The 7,405-nt window shown below is 69.8% G+C and carries 5 protein-coding genes; 3 read left to right on the top strand and 2 right to left on the bottom strand.

Annotation, left to right across the window (positions count from 1 at the left end):
• Nucleotides 1-37: 37 nt before the first annotated feature.
• Both sucD and sucC read right to left on the bottom strand, forming a co-directional pair.
• Nucleotides 38-922 carry a succinate--CoA ligase subunit alpha gene (gene sucD / locus AC068Z_RS15625; protein WP_478555401.1) on the bottom strand — a complete coding sequence of 295 codons (885 nt, stop codon included), beginning with the start codon at nucleotides 920-922 and terminating at the stop codon, nucleotides 38-40.
• Nucleotides 923-936: 14 nt separating this feature from the next.
• A complete protein-coding gene (gene sucC, locus AC068Z_RS15620; protein ID WP_478555399.1) occupies nucleotides 937-2,067 on the bottom strand; it encodes an ADP-forming succinate--CoA ligase subunit beta in 1,131 nt (376 codons plus the stop codon).
• A 145-nt stretch (nucleotides 2,068-2,212) separates the two neighbouring features.
• On the opposite strand from sucC, the gene AC068Z_RS15615 reads away from it, so the two are divergent.
• From AC068Z_RS15615 to AC068Z_RS15605, 3 genes are read left to right on the top strand one after another with little or no spacing between them, the layout of a single operon-like run.
• Entirely contained in the window at nucleotides 2,213-3,895 is a 1,683-nt protein-coding gene (locus tag AC068Z_RS15615; RefSeq protein ID WP_478555397.1) for a thiamine pyrophosphate-binding protein, read from the top strand.
• A gap of 10 nt (nucleotides 3,896-3,905) precedes the next feature.
• Nucleotides 3,906-5,147 carry a formyl-CoA transferase gene (gene frc / locus AC068Z_RS15610; RefSeq protein WP_478555395.1) on the top strand — a complete coding sequence of 414 codons (1,242 nt, stop codon included), beginning with the start codon at nucleotides 3,906-3,908 and terminating at the stop codon, nucleotides 5,145-5,147.
• Nucleotides 5,148-5,151: 4 nt separating this feature from the next.
• On the top strand, nucleotides 5,152-7,296 hold the full coding sequence (locus AC068Z_RS15605) for an acetate--CoA ligase family protein (protein ID WP_478555393.1): 2,145 nt from the start codon (nucleotides 5,152-5,154) through the stop codon (nucleotides 7,294-7,296).
• Nucleotides 7,297-7,405 lie beyond the last annotated feature (109 nt).

The raw sequence follows: 7,405 nt of genomic DNA, 5'->3' as shown, positions 1-7,405 counted from the left end.
CGGCGTTCGCGGTGCAGTGGGGGACCGTGTTCGCGGCCTACCTCTGCTCTTCGAGGCGGGCAAGCACGAGCTTCGCGGTTTCCGTCGGGGTGCTCCCCACCCGCACTCCGGCCGCCTCCAGGGCCCGTTGCTTCGCGGCGGCCGTACCGGTGGAGCCTGAGACGATGGCGCCCGCGTGGCCCATGGTCTTGCCCTCGGGGGCGGTGAATCCGGCGATGTAGCCGACGACCGGCTTGGTGACGTGGTCGCGGATGTACGCGGCGGCGCGTTCCTCCGCGTCGCCGCCGATCTCCCCGATGAGGACGATGATCTCGGTGTCGGGGTCGTTCTGGAAGGCGGCGAGGCAGTCGATGTGGGTCGTCCCGATGACCGGGTCACCGCCGATGCCCACGCAGCTCGAGAAACCGATGTCGCGGAGTTCGTACATGAGTTGGTAGGTGAGCGTGCCCGATTTGGAGACCAGGCCGATACGGCCCGGCTTGGTGATGTCGGCCGGGATGATGCCCGCGTTGGACTGGCCGGGGGTGATCAGGCCCGGACAGTTGGGCCCGATGACACGCGTGCCCTTGGCCTTCGCGTACGTCGTGAAGGCGACGGCGTCGTGCACCGGGATGCCCTCGGTGATGACGACGGCGAGGCCGATGCCGGCGTCGGCGGCCTCGGTGACGGCGGCCTTGGCGAACGCGGGCGGCACGAACAGGACGCTCACGTCCGCGCCGGTCTCCGCGATGCCCTCGCCCACCGAGCCGAAGACGGGCACGGCGCGATCATCGAAGTCGACGGTGCGGCCGGCCTTGCGGGGGTTGACGCCGCCGACGACGTCGGTGCCCGCGGCGAGCATGCGCCGGGTGTGCTTCATGCCCTCGCCGCCGGTCATGCCCTGGACGAGGACCTTGCTCTCCTTGGTGAGGTAGATCGCCATGGTGTCCCGTCTCCTTAGGCTGTGGTGGCGAGTTGGGCGGCTCGGCGGGCCGCGCCGTCCATGGTGGTGGCCTGCTGGACCAGCGGATGGGCGTGCTCGTCGAGGATGGCGCGGCCCCGGGCGGCGTTGTTGCCGTCGAGGCGGACGACGAGCGGCTTGGTCAACCGCACGGTGTCCAGGGCCTGGACGATGCCGTCGGCGACCGCGTCACAGGCGGTGATGCCGCCGAAGACGTTCACGAAGACGGACTTCACGGCCGGGTCGGAGAGGATGACCGACAGGCCGTCGGCCATGATCTGGGCACTCGCCCCGCCGCCGATGTCGAGGAAGTTGGCGGGGCGGGCGCCGCAGCCGGCGACCACGTCGAGCGTCGACATCACCAGGCCGGCGCCGTTGCCGATGATGCCCACCTCGCCGTCGAGCTTGACGTAGTTGAGGCCCTTCGCCGCGGCGGCCGCCTCCAAGGGGTCGTCGTGCGCCTCGGCCTCCGCGCCCCAACGCGCCTGCCGGAAGCCGGCGTTGTCGTCGAGGGTGACCTTGCCGTCGAGCGCGAGGATCTGTCCCTGGCGCGTCCGGACGAGCGGGTTGACCTCGACGAGCACGGCGTCCTCGCGGACCAGCACCTCCCACAGCCGTACGAGCACGTCGACGGTCCGCGGTGGGAGTCCGGCCGCCGTCACGATCTCGTTCGCCTTCGCCGAAGTGACGCCCTCGGCGGGGTCGATGTGGACGCGGGCGACGGCCTCGGGCCGGCTCGCGGCGACCTCCTCGATCTCCATGCCGCCTTCCGCCGAGGCGATGGCGAGGAAGCGTCCGGCCGCGCGGTCGAGGACGTAGGAGACGTAGAACTCCGTCTCGATGTCCACGGGTTGGGCCAGCATCACCTTGCCGACGCGGTGGCCCTTGATGTCCATGCCGAGGATCTGGCGGGCCGTCAGTTCGGCGGCGGCCGGGTCGGCGGCGAGCTTCACTCCGCCCGCCTTGCCGCGCCCACCCGTCTTCACCTGCGCCTTGACGACGACCCTGCCGCCGAGCCGGCGAGCGATCTCGCGCGCCTCCTTGGCGGAGTCAGTGACTTCGGCCCTCGGCACCAAGATGCCGTGTTCTTCGAAGAGTTCCCTTGCCTGGTGCTCGTACAGGTCCATTCCGGCTCCTGACTCAAAAGTGCCGCACGCCCCCTGGACACCACCCACCGGATGCGGGATAACAAGCTTCATACAGTATTCGTCGACTGTATGCAATGTACCGCGAGAGCCGTTCCAACCCCCTACGAAGGGACAGGACTTCGCCATGCCCGACGACACCCAGGACGTCATTTCCGGTGGTCATCTCGTAGCCAAGGCCCTCAAGGCCGAGGGCGTCGACCGCATCTACACCCTGTGCGGCGGCCACATCATCGACATCTACGACGGCTGCGTCGACGAGGGCATCGAGGTCGTCGACGTGCGCCACGAACAGGTCGCCGCGCACGCCGCCGACGGCTACGCCCGCGTCACCGGCAAGCCCGGCTGCGCCGTCGTCACCGCCGGCCCCGGCACGACCGACGCCGTCACCGGCGTCGCCAACGCCTTCCGCGCCGAGTCCCCGATGCTGCTGATCGGCGGCCAGGGCGCCCTCACCCAGCACAAGATGGGGTCCCTCCAGGACCTCCCGCACGTCGACATGATGACCCCGATCACCAAGTTCGCGGCGGCCGTGCCGGACACGGCACGCGCGGCGGACATGGTGTCCATGGCGTTCCGCGAGTGCTACCACGGCGCGCCCGGGCCCTCCTTCCTGGAGATCCCCAGGGACGTCCTCGACGCCAAGGTCCCCACCGCCAAGGCCCGGGTGCCCCGGCCCGGCGCCTACCGCGCCTCCACCCGCTCCGCCGGCGACCCCGAGGCGATCGAGAAGCTCGCCGACCTGCTGGTGCACGCCGAGAAGCCCGCCATCCTGCTGGGCAGCCAGGTGTGGACCACCCGGGGCACCGAGGCCGCCATCGAGCTGGTGCGCACCCTCAACGTCCCGGCCTACATGAACGGCGCCGGACGCGGCACCCTGCCGCCCGGCGACCCGCACCACTTCCAGCTGTCCCGCCGGTACGCCTTCTCCGGCGCCGACGTCATCGTCATCGTCGGCACGCCCTTCGACTTCCGCATGGGCTACGGCAAGCGGCTGTCCCCGGACGCGACCGTCGTGCAGATCGACCTCGACTACCGCACCGTCGGCAAGAACCGCGACATCGACCTCGGCATCGTCGGGGACGCCGGCCTGGTGCTGAAGGCGGTGACCGAGGCCGCCTCCGGGCGCCTGAACGGCGGCGCATCCAAGCGCAAGGAGTGGCTGGACGAGTTGCGCTCGGCCGAGCAGACCGCGCTCGAGAAGCGGCTGCCGCAGCTGCGCTCCGACGCCTCCCCCATCCACCCCTACCGGCTGGTGAGCGAGATCAACGACTTCCTCACCGAGGACTCCGTCTACATCGGCGACGGCGGCGACATCGTCACCTTCTCCGGCCAGGTCGTGCAGCCCAAGTCGCCCGGCCACTGGATGGACCCGGGCCCGCTCGGCACCCTCGGCGTCGGCGTCCCCTTCGTGCTCGCGGCCAAGCAGGCACGACCGGACAAGGAGGTGGTCGCCCTCTTCGGCGACGGCGCCTTCTCCCTCACCGGCTGGGACTTCGAGACCCTCGTCCGCTACGACCTCCCCTTCGTCGGGATCGTCGGCAACAACTCCTCCATGAACCAGATCCGTTACGGCCAGAAGGCCAAGTACGGCGAGGCACGCGAGCGGGTCGGCAACACCCTCGGCGACGTCCACTACGACAAGTTCGCCCAGCTGCTGGGCGGTTACGGCGAGGAGGTCCGCGACCCCGCCGACATCGGACCGGCGCTGCGGCGCGCCCGCGAGTCCGGGAAGCCCTCGCTGATCAACGTCTGGGTCGACCCCGACGCGTACGCCCCCGGAACCATGAACCAGACCATGTACAAGTGAGGTGACCCCCATGACGGGAACGCAGGCCAAGGCCCTCGCGGGCATCCGCGTCCTGGACATGACGCACGTCCAGTCCGGGCCCTCCGCGACCCAGCTGCTCGCCTGGCTCGGCGCGGACGTCGTCAAGCTGGAGGCGCCGACCGGGGACATCACGCGCAAGCAACTCCGCGACCTCCCGGACGTCGACTCGCTCTACTTCACGATGCTCAACTGCAACAAGCGGAGCATCACCCTCAACACCAAGACCGAGCGGGGCAAGGAGCTCCTCACCGAGCTGATCCGGCGCTCCGACGTCATGGTCGAGAACTTCGGCCCGGGCGCGGTGGACCGGATGGGCTTCACCTGGGACCGCATCCAGGAGATCAATCCACGGATCGTCTACGCCTCCATCAAGGGGTTCGGGGACGGCCCGTACACCAACTTCAAGGCGTACGAGGTCGTCGCCCAGGCCATGGGCGGGTCGATGTCGACCACCGGTTTCGAGGACGGGCCGCCGCTGGCGACGGGGGCCCAGATCGGGGACTCGGGGACGGGGGTGCACGCCGTGGCGGGGATACTCGCGGCGCTGTACCAGCGCGAGCACACCGGGCGTGGGCAGCGGGTCAACGTGGCCATGCAGCACGCCGTACTCAACCTGTGCCGGGTGAAGCTGCGGGACCAGCAACGGCTGGCACAGGGCCCTCTCGCTGAATATCCCAACGAGGACTTCGGCACCGAGGTTCCCAGGTCCGGAAACGCGTCCGGCGGCGGCCAGCCGGGCTGGGCGGTGAAGTGCGCGCCGGGCGGCCCCAACGACTACGTGTACGTCATCGTGCAGCCCGTCGGCTGGAAGCCGATCAGTGAGCTCATCGGCCGGCCCGAACTGGCCGAGGACCCCGAGTGGGCGACGCCGGAGGCGAGGCTGCCCCAGCTGAACAAGATGTTCCAGCTGATCGAGGAATGGTCCTCCACCCTGCCCAAGTGGGAGGTGCTGGAGAGGCTCAACGCGCACAACATCCCGTGCGGCCCGATCCTCTCCACCAAGGAGATCATCGAGGACTCCTCACTGGTCGCCAACGAGATGGTCGTCACCGTGCCGCACCCCGAGCGGGGCGACTTCGTGACCGTCGGCAGCCCGCTGAAGCTGTCCGACTCCCCCGTGGAGGTGACCAGTTCACCGCTGCTCGGCGAGCACAACGAAGAGGTCTTCATCGGCGAGCTCGGCCTCGGTGACGAGGAGCTGCGCCTGCTCAAGTCGAACGGAGTGATCTGACGTGATGGCCGAAGACCGCCGGCTGAGGGTGCGCGCGCTCCTCGACTCCGTGCGGGAAGAGGGGCGTACCGCGCTGACCGCGCCAGAGGGGAAGGTGATCGCCGACGCGTACGGGATCGCCGTACCCGGTGAGGAGCTCGCCACCGATGTCGAGGAGGCGGTGGCCTACGCGGCGCGGTTCGCCGGGCCGGTGGTCATGAAGATCGTCTCCCCGGACATCCTGCACAAGACCGACGCCGGCGGAGTGATCGTCGGAGTGGAGGGCGCCGCCGACGTGCGGGCCGCGTTCTACCGGATCATCGACAACGCGCGGGCGTACAACGCGTCCGCGCGGATCGAGGGCGTCCAGGTCCAGGAGCTGCTCCCCAAGGGGCAGGAGGTCATCGTCGGCGCGGTGACGGACCTGACGTTCGGGAAGGTCGTCGCCTTCGGGCTCGGTGGGGTGCTGGTCGAGGTCCTCAAGGACGTCACCTTCCGGCTCGCCCCCGTGGACGCCGACGAGGCCCTGTCGATGCTGGACTCGATCCGGGCGGCGGAGATCCTGCGCGGGGTGCGCGGACAGGCGGCCGTGGACCGGTGGGCCGTCGCCGAGCAGATCCGCCGGGTCTCCCAACTCGTCGCGGACTTCCCCGAGATCGCCGAGGTGGACCTCAACCCGGTGATCGCCACCCCGGAGAGCGCGGTGGCCGCGGACATCAGGGTGATCCTCGCCGGGAGTCAGCCGCCGCCTCGCCGCAAGTACACCCGCGACGAGATCCTCACCTCGATGCGCCGCCTGATGCAGCCCTCCTCGGTCGCCGTGATCGGCGCCTCCAACGAGCAGGGGAAGATCGGCAATTCGGTGATGCGCAACCTCGTCGACGGTGGCTTCGCCGGGGAGATCCATCCGGTGAACCCCAAGGCCGATGACATTCTGGGCCGCAAGGCGTACAAGAGTGTCACGGACGTTCCCGGTGAGGTGGATGTGGCGGTCTTCGCGATCCCCGCCAAGTTCGTGGCCTCGGCCCTGGAGGAGGTGGGACGCAAGAAGATCCCGAACGCCGTGCTGATCCCGTCCGGCTTCGCCGAGACCGGGGAACACGAGCTCCAGGCCGAGATCGTGGCCATCGCCGAACGGCACGGCATCCGGCTGCTCGGGCCGAACATCTACGGCTACTACTCCACCTGGCAGGACCTGTGCGCCACGTTCTGCACGCCGTACGACGTCAAGGGCGGGGTGGCGCTGACCTCGCAGTCCGGTGGCATCGGCATGGCCATCCTGGGCTTCGCCCGCACCACGAAGACGGGCGTGTCGGCGATCGTCGGCCTCGGCAACAAGTCGGACCTGGACGAGGACGACCTGCTGACCTGGTTCGGTGAGGACCCGCACACCGAGTGCATCGCCATGCACCTGGAGGACCTCAAGGACGGACGCGCCTTCGTCGAGGCCGCGCGGGCGACCGTACCGAAGAAGCCTGTCGTGGTGCTCAAGGCCGGCCGGACGGCCGCCGGAGCCAAGGCGGCCGGATCGCACACCGGGGCGCTCGCGGGCGACGACGCGGTGTACGACGACATCCTGCGGCAGGCCGGGGTGATCCGGGCGCCCGGTCTGAACGACATGCTCGAGTACGCCCGCGCGCTGCCGGTGCTTCCCGCCCCCCAGGGCGACAACGTGGTGATCATCACCGGGGCCGGCGGCAGCGGGGTGCTGCTCTCCGACGCGGTGACCGACAACGGCCTCACCCTGATGGAGATACCGCCCGACCTGGACGAGTCCTTCCGCGAGTTCATCCCGCCCTTCGGGGCCGCGGGCAACCCGGTCGACATCACCGGGGGCGAGCCGCCGTCGACGTACGAGGCGACCATCCGTCTCGGTCTCGAGGATCCGCGCATCCACGCGCTGGTCCTCGGCTACTGGCACACCATCGTCACTCCCCCCATGGTCTTCGCCGAGCTCACCGCGCGCGTGGTGGCCGAGTTCCGCGAGCGCGGGATCGAGAAGCCGGTGGTGGCGTCGCTCGCGGGCGACGTCGAGGTCGAGCAGGCCTGCCAGTACCTCTACGAGCGAGGGGTCGTGGCGTACCCGTACACGACCGAGAAGCCGGTGGCCGTACTCGGCGCGAAGTACCGCTGGGCGCGGGCGGCGGGGCTGTTGGGGGGCGGTTCATGAGGTGAGGGGAGGGCGGGGTCCGGGGACCCATCGCGGCCGACCCCCCCACCAACCCGGCGCCCCACAAAAGGCCTGCGGAAAGGGGGCGGGGGCCAAAAAAATAAAAAAA

The organism is Streptomyces sp. NPDC043726 (assembly GCF_056436565.1).
Note: the sequence above shows the minus strand (reverse complement) of the source record. Positions and strands in the feature narration are given on the sequence as shown.

Excerpts from the sequence above, each read along its gene's own strand:
- sucD (WP_478555401.1), bottom strand. The coding sequence starts at position 922 with ATGGCGATCTACCTCACCAAGGAGAGCAAGGTCCTCGTCCAGGGCATG.
- sucC (WP_478555399.1), bottom strand. The coding sequence starts at position 2,067 with ATGGACCTGTACGAGCACCAGGCAAGGGAACTCTTCGAAGAACACGGC.
- AC068Z_RS15615 (WP_478555397.1), top strand. The coding sequence starts at position 2,213 with ATGCCCGACGACACCCAGGACGTCATTTCCGGTGGTCATCTCGTAGCC.
- frc (WP_478555395.1), top strand. The coding sequence starts at position 3,906 with ATGACGGGAACGCAGGCCAAGGCCCTCGCGGGCATCCGCGTCCTGGAC.
- AC068Z_RS15605 (WP_478555393.1), top strand. The coding sequence starts at position 5,152 with ATGGCCGAAGACCGCCGGCTGAGGGTGCGCGCGCTCCTCGACTCCGTG.